We start from the raw sequence: 22,577 nt of genomic DNA on the forward strand, positions 1-22,577 counted from the left end.
GGTTAGTTGCATGCAAGCTCAGTATTTTCTGATTCTCGATTGTGGCGCGACCAGTCTCCGTGCTGTGGCTATCAGCGAAGAGGGCAAAATTCTTTCCGTGGCTTCTTTTCCCAATGCTCCCCGCCCTCAAGAGGAAAATCCTGAATTTTTGATATGGGATATTGAGGAAATGTGGGACATTTTCTGCAAAGCCATTCGCAAGGTTGTAGGGGAAGTTGGCAAGGGAGTTAGAGCAGTTGCAGTAACCACCTTTGGAGCTGACGGAGCCCCGGTCAAAAAAGACGGTACCCTGACTTATCCGGTCATTTCCTGGCAGTGTAGTCGTACTTCTTCCTGGGTGACCAGGATAGAGCAGCTGATAAATCCCTGGGAGGCTTTTGAAATCACTGGTTATCAGGTTTTGCCTTTCAATACCCTTTTGAAGTTTCTCTGGCTCAAGGAAAATGCCCCACAAGCTCTGGAGGAAGCTGATACTTTTTTGATGATGCCAGGTCTTTTGAGTTTTCGGTTGTGTGGGGAAATGTTTCTGGATTTTACTTCTGCTTCGACCTCAATGCTTCTTGATCTTCAGGAAAGAAAGTGGTCGTCGAGATTACTGGATTTGGTAGGGCTTGACCCAGGATTTTTCCCGCCTCTTGTTTATCCGGGAGAAGTGATTGGAAAGATTCATGATAAAGCCAGCCAGGAAACTCAAATACCGGTGGGTACCCCGGTTGTTGTATGCGGTCATGATACGCAATTTGCGCTGGTAGGTTCATTAGCTGGCGAGGAAGATTTGATTCTGAGTTCGGGCACCTGGGAGATAGCGGCTTTCCGCTCCAAGAAATATCTGGCTTCTCGCAAAGCTTTTGAGCTGGGCATGCTGATAGAACTTGATGCCGAGGATGGATACTGGAATCCCCAGATGCTGATGATTGCTGGGGGAGTTGTGGAATGGGTGAGAAGAAATCTTTTCTCGGATGTGAAAGACGACCCCCAGATCTACCAGATTATGATTCAGGATGCGCTTAGTGTCCCTCCCGGGAGCAATGGAGTGGTGGTGGTTCCTTCTTTCATGCCTTCTGGACCCAACAAGCCCCAGGGTACAGAAGGCACCGTTCTTGGTTTGGGATTAACTTCGAGCCGGGCTCAGCTTTTCCGGGCCACGCTGGAAGGCTTATCTTTCCAGTTGCGACAGGCCAAGGAAGCAATTGAAGAAGTGTATCACTTTTCACCTCGTGGTCTGAGAGTGGTTGGTGGGGGCGCCAGGAATGAGTTGTGGAACCGAATTCGAGCGGATGTTTTAAACCTGCCAGTTACTACTACTTCTTGCGAGGAAGCCACGGTTCTGGGGGCATCTCTTTTCTGCAAAATAGGAGTTGGCGATGCAAAGAACCTATCGGAAGCTAAAGAGACGGTTAAAGTAGAGACCAGATGTTTCAATCCCTCTCCTGCGGCAGGCCTTTATGAAGAGTTTTATCGAGAATATCAGAAAGTGCCCTACTTTCTTGCTCCCTTTTACAAGAGGCGCAAAAAGTGAGTTGATACAGAGTAGCTGGTGTTTTGAAACACCAGCTACTCTGTGAGGTAGGTTCTGAGTATTTGTTCTACTTTTTCAATGATTTCGTGGCATTTATCTCTCAAGTTTTTCTCTCGATATTCACGCAAGCCTTCTTCGGTGTTGAGGGCCACTCCAATAAGGTCTATACAGTTAAGCGAACCCAGCTCTTTTTCCACATCCTGCAAGAATTTTTCAGTTTTGAGATAAAGCTGATCCCGGGTGTGTTTATCCTGAGGAGAGGTTCTTCCATATTTTATACCCAGTGCCATAACTGCTCCGGTTATCGCACCGCATATTCTCCCAGTGTGCCCTATTCCTCCTCCAAAACCGGTGGCTATTTTGGGGATGAGTTCGCTTTTTACTCCCAAAAGTTCACTCGCTCCCAGCAGTACTGACTCACAGCAATTGAAGCCCAGATCATGGTAATCTCCAGCGTTTTTCATGGCTTTCCCTCCTTATTTTTGTTGTTTTAACAGGTGATACACTTCTCTGGCTACCATCAATTCTTCATTGGTGGGAATAACCCACACCTCAACCTTACTATCTGGCGAACTGATTTTTCTCTCCTGGCCGACCGTTTGCTGATTTTTCTCGTGGTCGATGGCAATTCCCAGCGCATCGAGATTTGAAGCGATACGTTCTCTAATTGAGGGAGCATTTTCACCAATTCCTCCGGTGAAAACCAGTGCGTCAACGCCGTTCATGAGTGCAAAGAAAGCACCAATGTACTTTTTTACCTGGTACACAAACACTTCTATAGCCAATTCGGCTCTCTTATCCTTTTCTTCGGTGGCAAGTTTTTCCAGTTCCCACATTTCTGCAGATTTACCAGAGATGGCCAAAAGCCCGGATTTTCGGGTCAAAAGCTGGTCGATTTCTTGAGGAGTGAAGCCCTCTTTTTCCTGCAAGAAGGTGATGACCTGGGGGTCGAAGTCTCCAGGACGGGTTGACATGATGGTTCCTGATTGGGGCGTAAAACCGCTTGATATATCAAAAGATTTGCCGTCTTTGATGGCGCAGACGCTGCAGCCACTCCCCAGATGGCAGGAGATAACTTTTTTGCTGAAAGTGGTAAGCGCTTGAATCCTTTCTGCAATGTAGCGATGGGAGTTGCCATGAAAGCCAAGTTTTTCTATTCCGTGCTTTTGGCACAGCTCCCAGGGAAGGCCGTACGCCCGATGGGCTTCTGGAATGCTCCTGTGGAAACTGGTTTCAAAGACTCCTACCAGAGGAGTCTGGGGCAAAATTTTTCTGAAAATTTCTATAGCCAACAGTGCCGGGGGATTGTGGACCATGGTTACTGAGGAATAGTTCTGTAAAGCTTCAATGACTTTCTGGTCAATGAGGCAGGTCGAAGTGAATTCTTTACCTGCGTTGATAAGCTTTATGCCTACTGCTTCCAGAGCAGAGATGTCCTGAATAGCACTTTGTGGAGAGCCGAGTTCTTCCACAATGAACCTCAGTCCTTTTTCATGATCCGCATGGGGAATTTCTTTTCTAACGGTTTTGCCATCAGGAGTTTTCTGCTCCAGGTGAGCATCTTCTCGGTAAAGACGCTTCAAATTACCCTTAAGAAGAGAGCGAAAACTGTTTTCCCGGATATCAAAGACTTCGTATTTGATAGAAGAACCACCGCTATTCACTGCCATGATGAGCATTGTTTTCCTCGCTCCTTTCTTTTTGAGAGTCGAGTCTTTCCATAAGGCGGCAGAAGGAGCACACCTCAAGCGTGGTGGGCATGCCACACCGTGAACACTCACCAAGTTCTACTTTTTCCTGATTGCTGGCAAAATACCTATCTCTCCGTTCCAAAAAACCCAGTAAAAACATGTGCTTGGTGCCCGGAGATTTCTCCTCCAGAAAATCAAGAGCTTCCTTGTAGTGGAAGCTTTTTGCTCTTTTGGAAAGGGGGCAACGCTCTGCTATGAAAGGAATGTCGTGGAGTCTGGCATACCAGCGTATTTCTTCCTCAGTCAGTGTGTAAAAGGGCTTTACTTTGCGTACCATTTTAGGATGAGGGCTGGGTAAAACTGGACTTTGGTGAGCTAAATAGCCATCCTGCCAGTGCAGGATGTTACCGAGCAAGGTTGCTGCTTCATCGTCAAGATTATGCCCGGTGGCGTAAACCGAGAAATGGTTGTCCCAGGCGTAACGATTGAGCAGGTGCCTTTTAATCATTCCACATACTGAGCAGGAGGGGCGATTGCGCACTTTTTTAGTCACTTCCGGGATTGAATAGTTGATTAAAGATTTTACCTCGATGACTTCAAGTGGAAGCTGGTGTTGTTTTGAAAACCCTTCCACTATTTCTCTGGAACGCAGGGAATACTCTCCCATGCCCAGGTCAAAGTGAACAGCCTGCGCCTTATAGCCTGCCTGGTGTAGATAGAACCAGAGACTCATACTGTCTTTACCTCCAGATACTCCAAGCAGTACTGGTTCTTCCCTGCTGAACATGCGGTTTTTCTTTATGGCCTGTTCAACCTGGCGGCTGAAGAAAATGTCGAAACATTCAGGACAAAAGGAGGAGTTGTGCCTTTTCAGTTTCATCACTGCTTCCTGCTTGCATCGAGTACACTTCAAAAGATTCACCTCCTCTGTTGCACCAATCTACCACAAAGTTCGGCTTTTTCAAAATGGTTGCTTTCTCCAATCAGAAGCATTAACATTTTACAAAGGGCAGGAGGTGGTAAATGTGCGTTTTGGAGAGTTATTGCAAAAGGACGCCCCGGGCTGGGAAAAGCATCTCCCTGCGGTGGAGATCGAGAAGTGTGATCAGTGTAGTTGCCCCATAGTTAAGGTAACCGTAGGCAAAGAAACTCCCCACCCCAACACCCTGGAGCACTATATAACCTGTGTTCAGCTTTTAGGGGTACACAAAAGAAACAGACAGCTTTCTCACATTGCCACTTTTAATTTCACACCGACCATTAGCTTTCCTGTAGTTAGCGTCCATGTCAACATAGATGAATTTTCAGGCATTTTTGTACTCGTTTTTTGCAATATTCATGGGGGATGGGAAGAATTTGTGGCACTTGAGTAGTTTGAGTTGCTTGTGTGTAGTGGAGAAAAGGTTGCTAAAGCAGCATATTTTAGAGGAGTTTATACCGTTAATTATTCGTAGGATTCGGAAATATCCATTACACATTGTCTTCTCCTTGGTGATGCATTTTTCAAGTTAGCGTGGATAAAAAGACTTTACCATCTCAGTGGGATAAGATAAGCGTATTATTTGTGGATGAGGAACAAAGTAAATATCACAAAATCGGGAAGTCCACCAGGATAGAGCCAGAGAAGAGTCCTTCAGGGTAATGCGTAGAAATGGCCCAAAAAGCATCCGGTTTCCTTTTGACAATTGGCAATGTGGACTTCCAAAGAACCTGCTACCAGCACTTCCTGGATAAACGAGGCTCAAAGAAGCGAAGTCAGAGAAGGGAAGAGTTAGAATTGAGGCTCTGAAATGAATCGACGCTATCATCAGGGTAAGCCTTTACCTTTTTGGTGCTTCATGATAAGCTATTCGTGATTTGAATAATTTTTATTCATAATACGAATGGAGTTAGAGTATGTATGTTCATAGGTGGGTAGAAGAGAGAGCAAAGAATTTGCTGCAGCAGTTTCAGGTTGTAGTTGTGGTAGGTGCCAGACAGGTCGGAAAAACCACAATGATTAAAAATCTTTTTCCTGATGCGTACTACCTTAATTTCGATGATGTCTATACGCTTCACCTGGCGCGTGAAGATCCAAAAGCCGTGATACCGGATTCAGAGATGGTGTTAATCGACGAGGTTCAAAGATTGCCCGATATACTCCTTGTTGTAAAGGAAATTGTTGATTCCGAGAGAGATCGTCGTTTTGTTCTGACGGGGTCTTCTGCTCTCTTGCTGTCAAAAGAAATTTCAGAAAGTCTTGCCGGTAGAGCAGTTTATTTGAAACTCTATCCATTTTCTATAGGAGAAGTAGTAGAAAGAGGTCCTACACTTTCATATCTGCTAAAGGGAGAAATTCTGGACGTAAAGCCACCGGATTTTGATTTAAGAGAAGTTTTCGCCAGAGGATTGTTTCCCCGGGCGTTCTTCATGGAGAAAAACTGGCGTGAGTGGTATGCGACATACGTTTCTACATATATGGAGAAAGAATTCAGAACTCTCCAGGGGGTGATCGATCTTTCGGCTTTCGCCTCGTTCCTCGTCGAAAGTTTTTCCACAATCTCTTCCCTTTTGAACGAGACAGAGATAGCAAAGCACATAGGCATATCACAAGCAACCGTGTACCGGTACCTATCTGTTATGGAGAGCCTAATGGTTATGGAAAAGATTACGCGATATGGTTCGTTGAGAAAGAGTTTGCGAAAGAGGAAAAAAGTTTATGTTATAGATTCTGCACTGGTAAGACATTTTCTCAAGATAGATCCAGAAAGGGAATGGTTTGGGAAACTTCTGGAAAATTTCGTTTATTACCAGCTCAAAATACAGGCTGATCTCTTTGACGCACAGATATTTTATCTCAGAGAGAAAAATTTCGATTTAGATTTTGTCGTTACTCTGAATAAAGAAGTAGCCCTTTTTGAGGTAAAGGCATCAGACAAACCTTCTTTGAGCGACATCAAAAAGATAGTATCAGCAAAAAAAGAGTTAAATGCGAATGTTGCATATATCGTTTGCCCATCGGAGAAGGTCATTCAATTAGCAAGGGGAGTTTATATCCTGCCCTGGTACTACATTTGATCGTTGAAGACTATAAATTTGTTTTATCGCTTTGGAAGCTTCCGGTTCACAAAGAGAAATAAAGCGCAATAATTCATGCTTCTTCAAACACTGCAAAAAACAGCCAGGCAGGGATTCCGATGATATTTTCGTCCTTGAAAACCATATCTTGAGTGATGAGAACGCCTTTCCCGAAAACGCGCTTCATTCCGTAATAATCTGATTTGTTGATTTTGTTTTGGTATTTTACTTCAACTGGTACCAGGCTTCCATTGTGCTCATAAACAAAGTCGATTTCGTTTCCACGGTCTGAGTACCAGAAAAATGGTCCATTGTATAGGTTCATACCATGGGGAATGAGATTCTCGTCTTTTATGAGATGTCTGAGTGTGAACATCTCTATAAGTTGAGGGAGTCCGATCTCTTTTCCACTGATTTCAGAGATGATGTCGGCAATTACCTTATCACACGGATAGACCTTTTTCTGCTTTTTGTATCTAATGGTTCTTTTGGAAACGTCGACGAAGAAAATATTTGCCAGAATGAAGCTGTAACCCAGGTACTCAAGGTATTTCTGAACCGTATCAACACTTTGTATAGCACCCATAAAAAGGTTGACGAGGGAATTCCAGGAGAATCTCTGCCCAACAATGGCTGGAAGTTTCCTAAATATTTCCAGTATATTGGCTCTCGAACCCAGGTATTTTTCTGCGTCTCCTAAAATGAAATCTCGATAAATGTTTTTCGTTTGCTCACTGATTCTACCCAGGCTCAAAAAGTCGTCTATAACTTTTGGGAAGCCACCCGTGTTCAGGTATTTCAGAAAGTATTCCTTTAAAAAGCCATTTTTAAGGTAAAGTGTTTTCAGATCTTGAGCGGAAAGGGAGAGAAGTTCTTCCATTGTTTTTCCATCAACATGCACGCCCAGGTTCTTCAGAAATTCTCTGAAAGTGATGGGGGTATAGACCAAATCTTTGCCGTATCCTTTTCTTCCAGGCAACCTCTCGCTGGATCTTTTCAAGTCGTAAGCAGAAGACCCTGTGAGAACAAGGAGACAGTCTTCTAACAAGCCAATATCTACCAAATACTTCATTGATTTCTGCCAATCTTCTATGGTTGTAATTTCGTCTATAAGGAGATATCTGATTTCCTGAATTTTCCTTGCAAAAATTTGGGAATAAGTCTTTATGGTGTCTATCAGCGCAAATCTGTCGTTTATGCCATCGCAGGTGAAAAAGCAGATATTCGAGGGATTTATGCCTCTTTTTACGAGCTCTCGAATGTAAAGTTTCAGAAAAGTTGTTTTCCCTATCTGACGTGGTCCCCTTATGGTGTATATCCCGGGTCTTTCTGGGGAGATTTCATTGAATAACTTTTCTGGATAGTATTTAAAGGTACTTCCCTCGAAAGCTCCAATGTGTCGGTCACCATGTATCGCCTTTGGGTCGCGCCACCACGGGTTCATAAGGTAAAGCTCGTCAACTTGCACCATGCTCACTCCTTGATGGTTTGCTGTGGTTCATTTTATCACATTCGTTCGAATTTATCTAAGGCGTTAGATAAAAACGCACGTTTTTATCGAATCTAATCGACAAAATCCGACATATTTTGAGGGTTTGGTGTTTGAAGGCTCTGTATTTCGGGAATATATATCAATTCCACATTGTCTTACCCTTGGTGATGCATTTTTCAAGTTAGTGTAGATAAAAAGACTTTACCATCTCAGCGGGATAAGATAAGCGTATTATTTGTGGATGAGGAACAAAGTAAATATCATAAAATCGGGAAGTCTGCCAGGATAGAGCCAGAGGAGGGCCCTTCAGGATAATGCGCAAAAGCGGTCTAGGAAGCATCCGGTTGCCTTTTGGTAATGTGAACTTCCAAAGACCCTGCTACCAGCACCCCCTGGATAAGTGGGACTCAAAGAAGCAAAGCCAGAGAAGGGAAAGAATTGGAATTGGGGTCCCTACAATAAATTGATACTATCGTGCTTTGGTGCACTTCTTGTCATTTTCGGGCTATAGCGATATAATATAAAGTGCTTGTGGCGGTGTAGCTCAGATGGTTAGAGCATCCGGCTCATACCCGGAGCGTCCGGGGTTCGAATCCCTGCACCGCCACCATATTATTTTAGCCTTTCGATCTGGTGCCTGGTGTCAGATTTAGTAGAGCGTGTTTCCCATTTCATAGACCTTTACTCACTGATTCATCCTCGGGACAAAGTTCTGGTTGCCTTCTCTGGTGGTCCTGATTCGGTAGCACTGGCGGAAGTCCTCCGATGCATCCAGAGAAAGAAGAATTTTGCGCTGGTACTTTTGCACCTCAATCATGGCTTGCGGGGAGAGGAAGCCTTAAGGGACGAACGTTTTTGTGTTCGCTGGGCTCTGGAACGCCGACTTCCGATTGTAGTGGTGCGGAGAGGGGTTTTAAAACTCTGGGAACAGGAAAAGGGTTCACTGGAGGAGATTGCTCGCCGGGTCCGCTATGAAGTTATTGAACAGGTTGCTGCTGAAACTGGGTCAAATGTGGTAGCCTTAGGGCACAACCTTGGCGACCAGGCAGAAACCTTGTTTATGAATATCTTGAGAGGATGTGGCCTGGATGGTTTAAAAGGAATGAAGCCTGCTGCTGGCAAGTACATTCGTCCTCTACTTTTTGTGGAGAGAAAGGAAATACTTGAGTTTTTAAGTGAGAAAGAGATTCCCTTTATCGAGGACAGCTCTAATTTCAGGCTGACCTTCTTCAGAAACCGGGTGCGCCACCTGGCGATGCCCTTTCTTGAAGAGGTTTTTAACCCCGACTTTCAAAGGGCGCTGTTTCGTCTTGCTGAAAATGTGCAGAGGATTATAGAGGAAAGGAAATCGGAAATCTCGCTTCCTGTTGAGCGAAAGGGCAACCTGGTGTCCCTTCCCTTGAGTGCCTTGCTCAATTTGCCTCCAGATTTACTGTTCGATGCGGTAAGGTTTTTTATAAAAGAGGTAAGAGGAGATCTTCTGGAGATAAGTCAGGAACACCTAAAGGCTCTGGTGCGTTTAATAAAAAGGGGCAGAGGAAAAATGGATTTGCCGGGTAAGTTTGAGGTTTTCATAAAAGAAGGAAAAATTTTCGGCAGTCCTACTGCGTTACCTTTACTCTCTTATCCTGATTGGGAACGTTTTCTGGAAGTTCCCGGTACATGTTTTTTTGAAGACCTTGGCTTGCATGTGGAGAGTAAATTGCTGGATGCGGGAAAATGTGAGGTAGAAACGAGGGAAAAGCCTGGCCGCTGGAGCGCGATTTTAGATTTTGATACCCTGCGCCTTCCTCTCAGGGTGCGCAATTTTCGTTCTGGAGATAGAATAATCTATCGGGGCAAGGAAATAAAAGTGAAGGAGCTTTTTCAGAAAATGGGTGTTGTCTGGGAATGGCGGAGGAGTTTACCCCTTTTTTGTGATGCAGAAAAGATAATCTGGATTCCTGGGATTGCACTTGACGAACGAGTAAAGGTTAAGGAAAATAGCAAGCGTATGCTCTTTATCCTTTGCAAGGTGTGAGGTTGCCATGATGTCTGACCAGGATAGCTTTATTGAAAGAGTACTTATTCCCCATGAAGACATTCAGCAAAAAGTAAGAGAGCTTGGGGAACAAATTACCAGAGATTACCAGGGCAAGGATTTGCGAGTGGTGGGGATTTTGCGGGGCGCTTTTATTTTTATGGCCGATTTGATCAGGAATATAAAGCTCCCGCTTAGTGTTGATTTTATGTCGATATCAAGTTATGGGGGCAGCGTGGAATCGAGTGGAGTGGTGCGAATTTTAAAGGACCTCGACAAGTCGATCACCGGTGTTGATGTTTTGATTGTGGAAGACATTGTTGACACCGGTCTTACCCTGAAACACCTTTTGGAAGTGCTTTCCACGCGAAATCCAGCCAGTCTGAGGGTTTGTGCTCTGCTTGACAAAAAAGAGCGGCGTTTAGTTCCGGATTTGAAAATAGATTACGTGGGTTTTGAGATTCCCAACCTTTTTGTGGTGGGGTATGGGCTGGATTTTGCTGAAAAGTATCGTAATTATCCCTTTATTTTTGTGTTGAAACCAGAATATTATCAGCCTGAGTTTACAAGGTAGAAATGGAGGATGAGTTGATCCGGTGAGGTTGAATACCAATTACCCGAACGGGAGGTTTTACCGCAATTTAGGGTTTTACCTCCTTTTTCTGATTATCATCATCTCGCTGGCTACTTCTCTCATGCAGCGAGAAACTCCACCCCTGGTGATGAATTACACCGAATTTCTGGAAGCGGTCAATCAGCATCGGGTGGTAAGGGTAACCATAATGGACCGCAACATCTATGGAGAACTTTACGATGGCACACGTTTCACCACCTATGCTCCTGAAGATCCAGAGCTAATCAGCATTTTGCGCAATGCCAATGTTGAGATTGAAGCCAAACCTCCAGCAGAGCCTTCCTGGTGGGCCAGAATATTGAGTTCGCTCTTTCCCACTGTACTTCTGATTGTGGTTTGGATTTTCCTTTTGCAGCAGCTCCAGGGAGGGAGCAAAGTAACTTCTTTTGCTAAAAGCCGCGCCAAGATGGTGGACCCTGAAAAAGTGAAGGTTACTTTTCGCGACGTTGCCGGTGTGGACGAAGTGAAAGAAGAGCTGCAGGAAGTGGTTGACTTCCTGAAGAATCCCCGTAAGTTCCAGCGTATTGGAGCGCGTATCCCCCGGGGGGTATTGCTTTATGGGCCGCCGGGTACTGGCAAGACGTTGTTAGCGCGTGCGGTGGCTGGAGAAGCTGGCGTACCCTTTTTCAGCATCAGCGGTTCAGACTTTGTCGAAATGTTTGTTGGCGTAGGTGCCGCGAGAGTCAGAGATTTATTTGCCACTGCTAAGAGGAATTCTCCCTGTATCGTTTTTGTTGATGAACTTGACGCAGTGGGTCGCCACCGGGGAGCGGGTCTCGGTGGTGGTCATGACGAGCGGGAACAGACGCTCAACCAGCTTTTGGTTGAAATGGATGGTTTTGACCCCAACGAGGGAGTAATCCTGATTGCGGCTACCAATCGTCCTGACATTCTGGACCCTGCGCTTTTGCGCCCTGGTCGGTTTGACAGACGCATTGCTGTTCCCCGTCCTGATGTAGCTGCTCGAGAAGCTATACTGCGGGTGCATCTGCGAGGGAAACCGCTTGCTAAAGACGTAGACGTTCGCATTCTGGCGCGCAGGACTCCGGGCTTTGTGGGAGCGGACCTGGCTAACCTGGTGAATGAAGCTGCCTTGTTTGCGGCGCGCAAAGGTAAAGAGGTTATCGGGATGGAAGAGCTGGAAGCGGCTATTGATAAGGTGGTTGCTGGTCCGGAAAGGCGTCATGTTATCATCAGCGAAAGAGAAAAGAAAATCGTAGCCTATCACGAGGCAGGTCATGCCCTGGTGGCCAAAGCCCTTCCCAACAGTGACCCGGTTCACAAGATTTCCATCATTCCTCGAGGTGGAGCAGCACTGGGTTACACACTACAGCTTCCCACTGAGGACAGGTATTTAATTAGCAAACAGGAGTTGCTCACCAAACTTGCCATCCTGCTGGGGGGTCGGGTGGCTGAGGAACTGGTTTTTAATGATGTCACGACTGGGGCTCATGACGACCTGAGAAAGGCTACCGAAATTGCTCGAGAAATGGTTTGTGAATATGGGATGAGCGAAATTCTTGGTCCACTGACTCTGGGCAGAAGACACAAGGAAGTGTTTTTAGGCAAGGATATTGCTGAAGATCGCAATTACAGCGAAGAGATAGCTTATGCCATTGATAAGGAAGTAAGAGCACTTATTGATCGGGCATATCAACAGGCTCGCTCTATCCTTACCAGTTACCGCGATAAGCTTGATAGTCTTGCGATGGAACTTATAGAAAGGGAAGTACTGGGTAAAGAGGACATCGATCGCATTTTGCAGCTTCCTGATACTGCTGTTTCTAATGGTCAGGATGGAGAAATTTCGGAAGGTACCGATAATAAAGAAGAAGACTCTGAGAATACTTTGCAGGAAAGAGGAGGAAAGTCTGCCAATGAAATCCAGTGATTTGAGGGTGGGTCTGACGGGTGTTGTTGAGACGACAGTGAATGACGAAAATACTGCTGACCGCTTTGATCCGGATATGGTTCCCGCTTTCGCCACTCCTATGCTGGTTTCGCTTATGGACAACGCAGCACACCAGGCGGTTAAGAATCATCTTCCGGAGGGGTATATCAGTGTAGGCACCCGGGTCAGTGTGAGCCATGTTGCTGCTACGCCTAAGGGAATGAAAGTGACTGTGCGTGCTACCCTGGTAGAGATATACAGGAATAAACTGGTTTTTGAAGCGGAGGCTTTTGACGAAGTCGAAAAAATTGGAGAAGGCCGACTGGAAAGGTTTGTAATCAATCGCGAAAAGTTTTTGCAAAAGTTACAGGCTAAAGCTGAAAAATAAGTAGGGTAGCTGGTTTCTTGGTTTTCTGATATTTGTGGAGGTAAGCCGGCATGCGGCAGATTGCAGTATTTGGTTTGGGAGTTTTTGGGAGCAGTTTGGCTCTGGATCTCTACAAGCTGGGTTTTACAGTACTGGGCGTTGATATCAAGGAAGAACCGGTTAAAGAACTTGCGGGCAAAATAACCGAAGTCGTCCAGGCAGACACGACCGATGAGAAAGTGTTGGAAGCACTGGGTATTAAAAATTTTGATGTAGCTGTGGTCAGCATTGGAGATGATATTCAATCCAGCGTTCTCACCACTATTACTCTTAAAGAGCTGGGTGTTCCTTTCATTGTGGCACGAGCTATTAACAAAATGCATGGCAAGATTCTTAGCAAAATTGGGGCAGACCGGGTAATTTTCCCTGAACAGGATATGGCTTTTAAACTGGCCAAGACTTTGGCTCTTCCCAATGCTATTCGTACTGAAGAACTGTTTCCGGGATACAACATTGTGGAATCAAAGGTTCCTCCATTTTTGTATGGGTTGACGCTGGGCAAGGCTCAGTTGCGCAACAGGTATGGTATTAACGTGCTGGCCATTAAGCGTGGTGAGGAGTACATCGTTTCGCCTTCGGCGGACGAAATGTTACTCAAGGGAGATATAATTTACGTCCTGGGCAATGAACAGCAATTGCAACAATTTTTCAGGAGCAGCGAGTCAAATCGGGGTAGAGAAGTCCGTGTTAATGGTAAAAATGGTAAGTAGCAGGAGGTGCGGTAGTTATGAAGGCTCAACTGGAATGCTTTTCCTGTAACATCAGGCAGGCCCAAGAAGCAGCGCTGCTTGCTGGAGCTCCTAAGAATCTGGTTTGGCGCATTTCCCAAGAGGTTTGTAAGCGTTTCGCCAGCGCAGACCCTGAATGGACTCCAGCCTATATGACTTCTCTTGCTCATCAGGTTGCCAAAACGATGACTGGCGTTGATGATATTTATAGAGAAGAGAAAAGGAAATACAATCAAATTGCCTTACAGCTTTATCCTCGCCTTAAAGCCTTTGTGGAAGAAGGGCCACCTGAAGAAAGGCTGGAGCGAGCAGTTAAAGTTGCCATTGCTGGTAACATTATCGATCTTGGGGTGTATCGAGAAGTTAGTCCCGAAAAAATTCTGGCTCAGATTACTGATGAAGGTTGGGGCAGGTGTCATCTGGAGGCCTTTCTGGAGGATTTGGAAGAGGCAGAATCCATCTTTTATGCAGCGGACAACGCTGGTGAAGTGGTTTTTGACCGGGTTTTCCTGGAAGAAATTACACCTGCTAAGAAGGTCTTTTTTGTGGTTAAAGGTGGTCCCATGTCTAATGATGCTACGCTTTTTGATGCTCAAGAGGCAGGTCTGGGATCGATAGTTGAAATCATAACCACCGGCAGGGCAGAAATAGGCATTGACTTGGAGAAGGCCTTACCCGAGGTGCAAAAGGCTTGGGAAGAAGCAGACCTGGTTATCTCCAAAGGACAGGCCAATTTTGAAAGCCTGAGTTCCTGGAGGCGAGACAGGGTGTACTTCCTTTTGAAAGCCAAGTGCGTTCCGGTGGCACGGGAGTTGGAAGTTCCCCGGGGAGCACTTGTTTTGCAAAGAGGTTTACAGAAAACACCGCAGCCGGTATAGTTCTTTTGCGGTTGGAGGAGGTTATCGTGGAAGAAAAAAAAGACGTTGTCGCTGCGGGAGGAATCGTTGTCCGTCAAGGTAAAAGGGGCATAGAGGTTTTACTGATTCAGAAGAAAGATTCAGGAGCCTGGACTCTTCCTAAGGGTCATCTCGAGGTGGGAGAACAGCTTGAAAACTGTGCCTTGCGTGAGATGACTGAAGAAACTGGTTTGAAAGTACGTTTGAAGGGGAAGGCTGGCCAGATTTCCTATTCTTATCATCGGGATGGTTTTCTTGTTCATGAAACCGTTCACTATTTCCTGGCAGAGCCCCTGACTTTTGAGGAGCCGTCTCCGGATTTTCATGAAGTGCAGCAGGTTGTCTGGCTTCCGCTTGTTGAAGCAACGCAAAAACTAACCTATCCCAACGAGAGAGACTTGCTTGTCAAATTGAAAAATATTTTGCTGGGAAGCTCGAATCAGGAAAATTGATTGTCGTTTTGAAAAAATTAGCAGAAAATTTGTTTTGAAGGCCCAAAAATAGTGACAAAAAAGGCAATATGGCTTACAATACCTATTTGAGGGGGGATAGCTGTTTCCCTGGTCCGGGAAAAGAGATATCCCTTAGAAGCAGCATAGCTCAGCTTGAGGAGGTTCATCTATGGAGCTCTTGAAGATCTCATCAAGAACGAGACCGGCAGCTCTGGCAGGAGCACTAACTGGGGTAATACGTGAACACGGTAGGGCGGAAATGCAAGCAGTAGGAGCAGGAGCTGTAAACCAGGCAGTAAAAGCGATAGCCATTGCGAGGGGATACCTGGCACCAAGTGGCATCGATTTGGTATGCATTCCGGCATTTGTGGATGTAAAAATCGATGACACGGAAAAAACCGCAATACGTTTCATCGTACTTCCGGCGTAGAGGGAAACAAAAATTTTAAATTTGTAAAAGGGGGGTCCTAAAAGTGAACAAACAGGAATTTGTGAATGTATTGGCTGAGGAGCTGAAAAAAGAAGGGGTTAACATCACTAAAAAGGATACCGCAAAAGTGGTAGATGCTTTCTTAAAGGTCGTGGAAAATGAGCTGAAGAGCAACGGCAAGGTTCAGTTGGTGGGATTTGGTACTTTTGGCGTTAAGGAGAGAGCAAGCCGCAGAGGGCGTAATCCACAGACCGGCAAAGAGATTGTTATTCCTGCTGCCAAGGTGCCCTATTTCCGTCCAGGCAAAATGCTGAGAGACGCAGTCAAGTAAGCGGTTATTACAAGTAACAAGATTTCTTTGAAAAGATAGGTTGGTTTTTTGAAGAAGGAGGGATTTTTCCCTCCTTTTTTATGGGGTTTGTGCTATGCTCTGTGATTACCACATTCATACCTTTCGCTGCGGAGATGCTCAAGGCACGTACCAGGAATACGTACAGAGAGCGATTGAAGTAGGTCTTTCTGAAATAGGCTTTTCAGGACACTCTCCGCAATACTTTCTCCCTCCTCACCGTCGGAAAAGGATTGCAGCCATTCCTGAGGAAGAGCTGAGTCTGTATGTTGAAGAAGTGAAAAAGCTCAAAAAACTCTACCAAGGGACGATTGAAATCCGTTTAGGTCTTGAAGTAGATTATATCCCTGGAAAAGAGAAAGCATTGACCGATTTACTGGAGGGGTTTGATTGGGATTACCTCTTGCTTTCAGTTCATTTTATAGACGGCTGGCCCTTCGACAATCCCAGATATATTCGTTTCTTCGAACGCTATCCTGTGGATTTGGTTTATAAAAAGTACTACCGGGTCTTGATTGAGGGAATGAAGACTGGCCTTTTCGATGTTGTTGCCCATTTTGACCTCCCTAAAAAATTTGGGCTTTTTCCTACCCGGCCTATTCCGGAAGAAGAAGAGGCACTCGCGGTCTGTGCTGATATGGGTATGGTGCTGGAGCTAAACACTGCGGGATGGAGAAAAATGGTTCGGGATGCGTACCCTTCTTTCCCTATTTTAAAAAGTGCTCAACGAATGGGGATAAAAGTTTGCCTGGGTTCTGATGCTCACCGCCCTGAAGATGTGGGGAGAGATTTTGACCGGGCTCGGGAACTTTTGAAAAAGGCAGGTTTTGAAGGTCTGGTTGCTTTTTCAAAGCGCGGTTTCAGAGAGTATTCTCTACCATGAAAATGTTTTCTCCTTTGAGAATGATTACCACCATGGTTTTTCTGGTGATTTTTGCTCCCTTTTTGTACGTCAAGCTGGTTCAAGATTACCCTGACTCTTTCTGGACCAGAAATTTCATCTGGGTTTATTTTGTGTTGCTGATCGTAATTTTTCTTTCTGCACTTGATTTTAAGAGACGCTAAGCTCTTTGTTTTTTGTTCCTGGTTGTGTCTTCCGACGGGATAAAAAACGAAGTTTGGCTGAAGAAAGCTCATTTTGTGTTCAGTTTACAACCAGCTTTTTAAAAAATATGCTATAATGTAAAAGGCGTGGAGAAAAGGAGAAAGCCTTCCAGAAGTATTCTTTCTGGAAGGCTTTTATTTTTGCGATGAGCAGCTTTTTGGAGAGCCTGAAGAGAAAACCAGTTATTGGCGCTTTGCGGCCTTCGAATCTGGATTTAATGATTAACCAGAAGGTCTCTCTGGACCTTTGTTCGGTTTTCTTCCTTCTTGAAGGAGACATTCAAAACCTGGAGACTATTTCTTTGCTCTTTGAGGAGTACCGGCCCTTTCTGTTTGTGCATATGGATCTTTTTGGAGGCATTGCTTCTGACGAGAGCGGTCTCTGCTTTTTGAAAGAGAAATTTCCAGCTGTTAGTGGAGTCATCACTACCCGCTTGCGTACTTTAACTTTGGCACGCAAGGCTGGTTTTTTAACCATTTTCAGGTTGTTCCTCATAGACAGCGAATCCCTGCGTACTGCGCTGCGCGTAGTTCGAGAGGTTTCTCCCGATGCTCTGGAAATTCTCCCCGGAATCATCTTTCCCCATTTAAAGGGAATCCTTCCACTGGAGGAACTTCCTCCGCTTATTTGCGGCGGTTTTATTCGCAAAAAGAGCGACGTGGTAAAAATTTTACGCGGTGGTGCCCAAGGAGTTTCCACGAGTTATCAGAAAATGTGGTTGCTCAATAAAGAGCTGGGATGTAGTGGATAATACGGTAGACTAAGGTTGGAGGTAGCGCTACTGGTGAGCGAAAGCTATGATGTGGTTATCATTGGTGGCGGCGTGGTGGGATGTGCGGTTGCCTGGTATTTATCGCGCTTTGATTTGCGAGTGCTTTTGCTTGAAAAAGAGTTGGATATCTGCTGTGGAGTAAGCAAAGCCAACACCGGTATTCTCCATGCTCGAAGCTACCATACTCCATCCACTTTGAAGGGCGAACTTCACCTACGTTCACTCCCTCTTCTGGATGAAGCAGAGAAGGAGTTGGGGATTTCTTTCCTGCGCTGTGGGGCACTCACTGTGGCTTTTTCGAAAGAGGAAGAGACTTATTTGCGTATTCTCAAGGCAAGGGGTGGGTCTTCGGGAGAAATCGTTACTCCTTTAGAGATAAAGAATTTTGAACCCTACCTTAGCGATAAAGTGTATGCAGCTTTTTACGATCCTGAAACCCGGGTTATTTCACCCTTTAAGCTGACGGTAGCTCTGGCTGAAACTGCCTTTCAAAATGGTGTTGAGTTTATTTTTGATGCTGAGGTAACTGCTTTTGAAGAAGATGGCAAAAGAGTTTCCCTTCATGCTGGTGGTAAAAAATACACTGCTTGCTTTGCGGTTAATTGTGCTGGTCTTTCTTCCTCCCGTCTGGCCTGGCTTTGCGGAGACAAAATAGAGGCAATCAAGGCCTATCGAGGTCAATATTTCGTGCTGGATAAAATGTTTGCTGGCTATGTAAAACGGGTTATTTACCCGGTTCCTTCTTCAGAAAGTAAGGGTATTCTAGTAACCCCCACCCCTGAAGGGAATATTCTTGCTGGACCCAACTTTGAGGAGGCGGATACCACAGAGACTACCCTTCAGGGTCTTGAGGAAGTCGCTCAGGGCGCACGTCGTCTGGTTCCCTCTCTTCCTCTGGAAAACAGTATTACTCATTTTTCAGGTTTGCGTCCCACACTTCCCGATCGCGATTTTCACATATTTTTTTCACAACGTTTTCCAGGAGTTTTGCATTTGTGTGGCATCGAGTCACCAGGTTTGACCTCTTGTTTTGGAATTGCGGCTTACGTTGGGGATTTACTTCGTTCGCGTGGTCTTCGTCTGGTTGAAAAAAGGAACTTTGAATACAGGAAACCTTTTCCGGTTTTTTCGGAACTCACTGACCAGGAAAGGGAAAAGCTTATTGCCCAAGACCCTGATTGGGGAAAAATTATTTGCCGCTGCGAAGAGGTAACCCTGGCAGAAGTAAAACATGCTCTTCTTTTTTCTCCAGGAGCTCGAACTCTGGATAGCCTGAAACGCAGAGTTCGTACTCAAGCTGGGCGTTGCCAGGGGAGTTTTTGTGGGATGCACCTTCCCAAAATCATGATGGAAGTTTTGGGCATTGATTATCGAAGTCTGGTTAAATCAGGAAAGCGTTCCTGGCTTCTTGCGGGTGAGACCAAGGAGGTGAACTTTTCTGCCTAAGTGCTTTGACGCTGACGCGGTGATTATTGGTGGAGGCCCAGCCGGCATGGCGGCGGCACTTTCTGCCTGGGAAAATGGAGCCAGAAGGGTTTTTCTTCTGGAACGAGGGGAAGAGCTGGGAGGCATTCTCAATCAGTGCATCCATTCTGGCTTTGGCCTGCATAAATTTGGTGAGGAACTTACCGGTCCTGAGTATGCGGAGCGCTTCGCTCAGGCTTTGAAGCGAACAGGCGTGGAAGTATTGCTGGAAACTCCAGTTTTACGCCTTTCTCCAGATCGAAGAGTCACCGCGGTTCAGCGGGGTGGAATTTTTGAATTTAGGCCTCGTTCAGTTTTTCTGAGTATGGGTTGTCGAGAGAGAACCCGGGGCATGATTAACATTCCGGGAGGTCGCCCTGCAGGAGTTTTTACTGCAGGCCTTGCCCAGTATCTTGTCAATGTGGAGGGATATCTTCCGGGAAAGCGATTTGTCATTGTTGGTTCTGGTGACATAGGGTTGATTATGGCAAGAAGGTTGACTCTTGAAGGAGCAAAAGTAGAAGCGGTGGTTGAAATCAGACCCACCTTGAGTGGGCTGGTAAGAAATTATGTGCAGTGTCTTCTGGATTTTGACATCCCCCTTTTGCTTTCTCATGCCGTATCTTACATCTATGGTGAGGAGCGGGTGGAAGGGGTAGTAGTGTGTGAGGTTGACTCAAAGGGACAGTTTATAAAAGGAACCGAGGAGGCCATTCCCTGCGATACAGTGCTTCTTTCGGTAGGTCTGATTCCCGAAAACGAACTTTCCCGCCAGGCTGGTATACCTCTTTGTGAGCGAAGCGGTGGTCCCTATATTGATGAACGATTTGCAACTATGCGTGAGGGGTTTTTTGCCTGCGGTAACGTGGTGGCGGTTTTTGACCTGGTTGATTATGTAACTCTGGTGGGTGAAATTGCGGGGAAACACTGGAAAGAAAGCGAAAAGCGCACTCCCCGTTTTCGCTTGCTACCTGGTGAAGGGATTCAAATTGTTTTGCCTCATTATCTTTGCAATCCCCGGCAAGGGATGCTTTTTATTCGTGCTTATAGGGCGCTGAACAAGGCTCACTTGCTGTTTTCCTTTAAGGGGAAAGTTTTCTACACTTTTCCAGTGCCTGTGTGCCGACCCAGTGAGATGCTACGTTTAGAGTCAAGGCGGATTCCCTGGCCTGAAGAAGGGGGAGAGATAACAGTTGAAATTACTGGAGAAGAAATCCAGGGATTATCGTAAGATGATTTGCATAGTTTGTCCCCAGGGTTGTACCCTGGAAGTGGTCAGAGGGCAGGGCGACTCCTGGGAGGTGAAGGGTGGCTGTTCCAGGGGAAAAGAATATGCAATTGCTGAAATTTCCTGTCCTCGCCGAGTGGTTACCACCACGGTTAAACTTAAAGGCAGCAAGCTTCGCCGCTTACCAGTCAAAACTTCCCATCCTTTTCCAAAAGAGAAAATTCCTGCTCTTATGGAATTTTTAAAGAGTGTCGAAGTCCAAGCTCCAATTCAAATGGGAGAAGTGGTGGTTTCCAACCTTCTCGGCGAAGGTGTTGACCTTCTGGCCACTCGCTCAGTATCACTTGAGAAAAGCGCTCAGGGAACGTTGAGGGGTAGCTTGAGCTGAAGCATGGCAATTTTGGTTTTGGTTACTGGTATGAGTGTGTCAAGACCCTTTTCTTCAGCAAGTTCCAGGACTTTCTGGTAGGCTTTGAGCGCTTCAACGATGTTGTTTTCCTCTTCGTAGATAGCTCCCAGGAGGTTTAGGGCATAAACATTTTCGGGGTCCTCTTTCAGTATTTCTCCCAGCGTTCTTTTGCTTGCTTCTGACATACCGACTCTAAAGTACCAGGTGGCTTTTTCCAGTTTGAATTCCGCTTCAGTGTCGTAAAGTTTCTGTGCCTGCTGGAAATAAGACTGCGCTTTTTCTGCCTCACCAAGCTTTTCTAAGATGCATCCCGCCATTATGTAAGGGGTAGGCCGATCTTGAAAAATGGATAGCGCTTCCTCACACTTTGCTAATGCTTCCTCAAACTTTCCGGCACCAATAAACTGTTCCGCTTCATACAGCGCGTCGAGATATTGTTTTTCGGCTGGTGGCAGGCGGAATACTAGAAAGTAGAGCACAAGCAATACCGCGAGTGCTACCGTAACGCTGGTGAGCGTTTTTTTGGTTCTTTTGCGCTTCTCTTCGCGGACAATCTGGTCTATCCACCAGTAAAAACGCTCTTTCGGTGGGTTGTGTTTGGCTCTTTCCTGTTCCAAGGTTTTTGCACCCACCATTTTCACAAATAAGGGAGCTATTTTGCGCAATTCAGCATCCAGATTGCCCAAACGGGTTTCTTCGGGTGCTATAAAGGCTCCTCGCTCACGATAGAAAGAAAGAGCCTCTTCTATTCTATCCCGTAGTTCTATGATTTCCATTTCTCTGCCTTTCTGGTCTTTTATGTTGACCACTCTTTTGCCATATTCTTCAATCCATTTTCTCACTTCATCCAGGTCTGGTATTTCTTTTGGTTTCAACGCCTGTCACCTCTCTCTATGCTATATAATATACAATATAATATACAGGTAGTCTAAATTTTTAAATGGGTTCCTTTGTGAAGGAGTCCATGCTGGGAATTTTTTTACTGAAGGCAGGTTATATTTGGAGTGAAACTGGTAGCTGAAAACAAGAAGGCACGACATCTCTACGAGATTATCGATACTGCTGAGGCAGGCATAGAGTTGCAGGGTACAGAGGTAAAAGCTCTGCGCAACCGTGCGGTGAGTCTCAACGAAAGTTTCTGTAGAGTGAAAAATGGGGAGATGTGGATTTACAATTTACACATTGCTCCCTACCATTTTGGTAATATTTTCAATCACGATCCCAAAAGACCGCGCAAGCTCCTTATGCACAAAAAGGAAATTGTGCGCTGGGGTTCCTGGAGTGAACAACGGGGCTTGACAATTGTGCCCTTGCGGATATACTTTAATGACCGCAACCGGGCGAAAGTGGAAATAGCTCTGGTTAAACCCAAAAAGGTCTACGATCGACGCCGGGAAATTCAGGAGCGAGAAGAAGAGCGCAAGCTTCGGCATCTGGAAAAGTTTCGCTAATCAATGAGGGGGCGACTTGGTTTCGACGGGGCCTTGACGGGTTAGAAAAGGCGAGCCGAGGTCTCCACCGGGGCTCGTAAAAAAGGTGGAACAACAATAAACGCCAACAACGAACTGGCACTTGCTGCTTAATTGAAAAGCAGCACGCCTCTGGGCTGACCGCCTGCTAAGCTCAGATGGCGTCAAAGAGCGGGCTGGTTCCGGGAAAATTCCCCGACTTCCCGGGACGAGAAACGAAGGGGATAGCTTGAGGAGCATCCGGCCTCAGGGAGGCCCTCAAGCGAAATTTAAAACTGAGGCTACGCTCGTAGGCTTTTCTGGCCTGTAGGTCTCGGACGCGGGTTCGATTCCCGCCGCCTCCACCAGTTTGTTTTAATGGCGGTGCTGAGTGATCCAACTTGCTTTGTTTTCCGCTTTGCAACCCCAGAACTGCTTCTTTCTATACTTGAGGTTTTTGCATTAGGAGAACTTCTTCGGAATATTTCATAGAGGGGCTGTACGCAGGTTCTGACGATAGAATGAATTATAATATATCAGAGGGAATGATTTTAGACATTCTTTT

General features: G+C 45.8%; 24 protein-coding genes, 1 tRNA gene and 1 other RNA gene. 21 read left to right on the forward strand and 5 right to left on the reverse strand.

Features of this window, described 5'->3' with window-relative positions; translation table 11 throughout:
* The first annotated feature begins 10 nt into the window (after positions 1-10).
* Positions 11-1,519: an FGGY family carbohydrate kinase gene (locus QBE54_RS01775; RefSeq protein WP_369018650.1), complete on the forward strand. Its 1,509-nt coding sequence runs from the start codon at positions 11-13 to the stop codon at positions 1,517-1,519.
* A 35-nt stretch (positions 1,520-1,554) separates the two neighbouring features.
* Here the strand turns inward: QBE54_RS01775 and QBE54_RS01780 are convergent, their stop codons facing one another.
* From QBE54_RS01780 to QBE54_RS01790, 3 genes are read right to left on the reverse strand one after another with little or no spacing between them, the layout of a single operon-like run.
* Positions 1,555-1,983 carry a C-GCAxxG-C-C family protein gene (locus QBE54_RS01780; RefSeq protein WP_369018651.1) on the reverse strand — a complete coding sequence of 143 codons (429 nt, stop codon included), beginning with the start codon at positions 1,981-1,983 and terminating at the stop codon, positions 1,555-1,557.
* Between the two features lie 12 nt (positions 1,984-1,995).
* Positions 1,996-3,198, reverse strand: a complete 1,203-nt coding sequence (locus tag QBE54_RS01785; RefSeq protein WP_369018652.1) for an acetate/propionate family kinase — start codon at positions 3,196-3,198, stop codon at positions 1,996-1,998.
* Positions 3,176-4,123 carry a TIGR00269 family protein gene (locus tag QBE54_RS01790; RefSeq protein ID WP_369018653.1) on the reverse strand — a complete coding sequence of 316 codons (948 nt, stop codon included), beginning with the start codon at positions 4,121-4,123 and terminating at the stop codon, positions 3,176-3,178. The genes QBE54_RS01785 and QBE54_RS01790 overlap by 23 nt, the downstream gene beginning before the upstream one ends.
* Before the next feature lie 112 nt (positions 4,124-4,235).
* Here QBE54_RS01790 and QBE54_RS01795 point away from each other — a divergent pair, with 112 nt between their 5' ends.
* On the forward strand, positions 4,236-4,583 hold the full coding sequence (locus tag QBE54_RS01795) for a desulfoferrodoxin family protein (protein WP_369018654.1): 348 nt from the start codon (positions 4,236-4,238) through the stop codon (positions 4,581-4,583).
* Between the two features lie 523 nt (positions 4,584-5,106).
* On the forward strand, positions 5,107-6,267 hold the full coding sequence (locus QBE54_RS01800) for an ATP-binding protein (protein WP_369018655.1): 1,161 nt from the start codon (positions 5,107-5,109) through the stop codon (positions 6,265-6,267).
* A 73-nt stretch (positions 6,268-6,340) separates the two neighbouring features.
* Here QBE54_RS01800 and QBE54_RS01805 read toward each other — a convergent pair whose 3' ends face one another.
* Entirely contained in the window at positions 6,341-7,735 is a 1,395-nt protein-coding gene (locus QBE54_RS01805) for an ATP-binding protein (RefSeq protein WP_369018656.1), read from the reverse strand.
* Positions 7,736-8,292: 557 nt separating this feature from the next.
* Between QBE54_RS01805 and QBE54_RS01810 the strand changes: the two genes are divergently transcribed.
* The 16 genes from QBE54_RS01810 (at position 8,293) to QBE54_RS01885 (ending at position 20,543) form a co-directional block, all read left to right on the forward strand.
* Positions 8,293-8,369 (forward strand) — tRNA-Met (locus tag QBE54_RS01810).
* 30 nt (positions 8,370-8,399) lie between these two features.
* Positions 8,400-9,779, forward strand: coding sequence for a tRNA lysidine(34) synthetase TilS (tilS, locus tag QBE54_RS01815; protein ID WP_369018657.1), 1,380 nt, complete (start codon positions 8,400-8,402; stop codon positions 9,777-9,779).
* A 7-nt stretch (positions 9,780-9,786) separates the two neighbouring features.
* The gene (gene hpt, locus QBE54_RS01820; RefSeq protein ID WP_369018658.1) at positions 9,787-10,353 is read left to right on the forward strand and encodes a hypoxanthine phosphoribosyltransferase; all 567 of its coding nucleotides are present in this window, start codon (positions 9,787-9,789) and stop codon (positions 10,351-10,353) included.
* 22 nt (positions 10,354-10,375) lie between these two features.
* Positions 10,376-12,304 carry an ATP-dependent zinc metalloprotease FtsH gene (gene ftsH / locus QBE54_RS01825; protein WP_369018659.1) on the forward strand — a complete coding sequence of 643 codons (1,929 nt, stop codon included), beginning with the start codon at positions 10,376-10,378 and terminating at the stop codon, positions 12,302-12,304.
* Entirely contained in the window at positions 12,291-12,692 is a 402-nt protein-coding gene (locus QBE54_RS01830; protein WP_369018660.1) for a thioesterase family protein, read from the forward strand. Before ftsH ends, QBE54_RS01830 begins: the two co-directional genes overlap by 14 nt.
* A gap of 50 nt (positions 12,693-12,742) precedes the next feature.
* Positions 12,743-13,441 (forward strand): TrkA family potassium uptake protein, encoded by a 699-nt coding sequence (locus QBE54_RS01835; RefSeq protein WP_369018661.1) that lies wholly within the window; start codon positions 12,743-12,745, stop codon positions 13,439-13,441.
* 17 nt (positions 13,442-13,458) lie between these two features.
* Complete coding sequence (locus QBE54_RS01840; RefSeq protein ID WP_369018662.1) at positions 13,459-14,337, forward strand: DUF89 domain-containing protein; 879 nt, start codon at positions 13,459-13,461, stop codon at positions 14,335-14,337.
* A gap of 26 nt (positions 14,338-14,363) precedes the next feature.
* Positions 14,364-14,807 (forward strand): NUDIX hydrolase, encoded by a 444-nt coding sequence (locus tag QBE54_RS01845; protein WP_369018663.1) that lies wholly within the window; start codon positions 14,364-14,366, stop codon positions 14,805-14,807.
* 169 nt (positions 14,808-14,976) lie between these two features.
* A complete protein-coding gene (locus tag QBE54_RS01850; protein ID WP_369018664.1) occupies positions 14,977-15,237 on the forward strand; it encodes a stage V sporulation protein S in 261 nt (86 codons plus the stop codon).
* Between the two features lie 61 nt (positions 15,238-15,298).
* Positions 15,299-15,568, forward strand: a complete 270-nt coding sequence (locus QBE54_RS01855; protein WP_369019373.1) for an HU family DNA-binding protein — start codon at positions 15,299-15,301, stop codon at positions 15,566-15,568.
* Between the two features lie 94 nt (positions 15,569-15,662).
* On the forward strand, positions 15,663-16,469 hold the full coding sequence (locus tag QBE54_RS01860; RefSeq protein ID WP_369018665.1) for a histidinol-phosphatase HisJ family protein: 807 nt from the start codon (positions 15,663-15,665) through the stop codon (positions 16,467-16,469).
* A 14-nt stretch (positions 16,470-16,483) separates the two neighbouring features.
* Positions 16,484-16,651, forward strand: a complete 168-nt coding sequence (locus QBE54_RS01865; RefSeq protein ID WP_369019449.1) for a hypothetical protein — start codon at positions 16,484-16,486, stop codon at positions 16,649-16,651.
* Between the two features lie 185 nt (positions 16,652-16,836).
* On the forward strand, positions 16,837-17,442 hold the full coding sequence (locus QBE54_RS01870) for a glycerol-3-phosphate responsive antiterminator (RefSeq protein ID WP_369018666.1): 606 nt from the start codon (positions 16,837-16,839) through the stop codon (positions 17,440-17,442).
* Between the two features lie 33 nt (positions 17,443-17,475).
* Complete coding sequence (locus tag QBE54_RS01875; RefSeq protein WP_369018667.1) at positions 17,476-18,909, forward strand: NAD(P)/FAD-dependent oxidoreductase; 1,434 nt, start codon at positions 17,476-17,478, stop codon at positions 18,907-18,909.
* Between the two features lie 46 nt (positions 18,910-18,955).
* Positions 18,956-20,158, forward strand: a complete 1,203-nt coding sequence (locus tag QBE54_RS01880; protein WP_369018668.1) for an NAD(P)/FAD-dependent oxidoreductase — start codon at positions 18,956-18,958, stop codon at positions 20,156-20,158.
* Positions 20,121-20,543 carry a DUF1667 domain-containing protein gene (locus QBE54_RS01885; RefSeq protein WP_369018669.1) on the forward strand — a complete coding sequence of 141 codons (423 nt, stop codon included), beginning with the start codon at positions 20,121-20,123 and terminating at the stop codon, positions 20,541-20,543. Before QBE54_RS01880 ends, QBE54_RS01885 begins: the two co-directional genes overlap by 38 nt.
* Here the strand turns inward: QBE54_RS01885 and QBE54_RS01890 are convergent.
* Complete coding sequence (locus tag QBE54_RS01890; RefSeq protein ID WP_369018670.1) at positions 20,513-21,439, reverse strand: tetratricopeptide repeat protein; 927 nt, start codon at positions 21,437-21,439, stop codon at positions 20,513-20,515. The genes QBE54_RS01885 and QBE54_RS01890 overlap by 31 nt on opposite strands.
* Before the next feature lie 129 nt (positions 21,440-21,568).
* Here QBE54_RS01890 and smpB point away from each other — a divergent pair, with 129 nt between their 5' ends.
* Together smpB and ssrA are read left to right on the forward strand one after the other, a co-directional pair.
* Entirely contained in the window at positions 21,569-22,015 is a 447-nt protein-coding gene (smpB, locus tag QBE54_RS01895; RefSeq protein ID WP_369018671.1) for an SsrA-binding protein SmpB, read from the forward strand.
* Positions 22,016-22,022: 7 nt separating this feature from the next.
* Positions 22,023-22,380: a transfer-messenger RNA gene (gene ssrA, locus QBE54_RS01900) on the forward strand.
* Positions 22,381-22,577 lie beyond the last annotated feature (197 nt).

The sequence above is a fragment of the Thermatribacter velox genome, from assembly GCF_038396615.1.
Lineage (GTDB): Bacteria > Atribacterota > Atribacteria > Atribacterales > Thermatribacteraceae > Thermatribacter > Thermatribacter velox.

Bases quoted from the DNA above. Each gene is read 5' to 3' on its own strand.
- QBE54_RS01775 (WP_369018650.1), top strand. From the start codon at position 11: ATGCAAGCTCAGTATTTTCTGATTCTCGATTGTGGCGCGACCAGTCTC.
- QBE54_RS01780 (WP_369018651.1), bottom strand. From the start codon at position 1,983: ATGAAAAACGCTGGAGATTACCATGATCTGGGCTTCAATTGCTGTGAG.
- QBE54_RS01785 (WP_369018652.1), bottom strand. From the start codon at position 3,198: ATGCTCATCATGGCAGTGAATAGCGGTGGTTCTTCTATCAAATACGAA.
- QBE54_RS01800 (WP_369018655.1), top strand. From the start codon at position 5,107: ATGTATGTTCATAGGTGGGTAGAAGAGAGAGCAAAGAATTTGCTGCAG.
- hpt (WP_369018658.1), top strand. From the start codon at position 9,787: ATGATGTCTGACCAGGATAGCTTTATTGAAAGAGTACTTATTCCCCAT.
- QBE54_RS01830 (WP_369018660.1), top strand. From the start codon at position 12,291: ATGAAATCCAGTGATTTGAGGGTGGGTCTGACGGGTGTTGTTGAGACG.
- QBE54_RS01835 (WP_369018661.1), top strand. From the start codon at position 12,743: ATGCGGCAGATTGCAGTATTTGGTTTGGGAGTTTTTGGGAGCAGTTTG.
- QBE54_RS01840 (WP_369018662.1), top strand. From the start codon at position 13,459: ATGAAGGCTCAACTGGAATGCTTTTCCTGTAACATCAGGCAGGCCCAA.
- QBE54_RS01850 (WP_369018664.1), top strand. From the start codon at position 14,977: ATGGAGCTCTTGAAGATCTCATCAAGAACGAGACCGGCAGCTCTGGCA.
- QBE54_RS01860 (WP_369018665.1), top strand. From the start codon at position 15,663: ATGCTCTGTGATTACCACATTCATACCTTTCGCTGCGGAGATGCTCAA.
- QBE54_RS01870 (WP_369018666.1), top strand. From the start codon at position 16,837: ATGAGCAGCTTTTTGGAGAGCCTGAAGAGAAAACCAGTTATTGGCGCT.
- QBE54_RS01880 (WP_369018668.1), top strand. From the start codon at position 18,956: ATGGCGGCGGCACTTTCTGCCTGGGAAAATGGAGCCAGAAGGGTTTTT.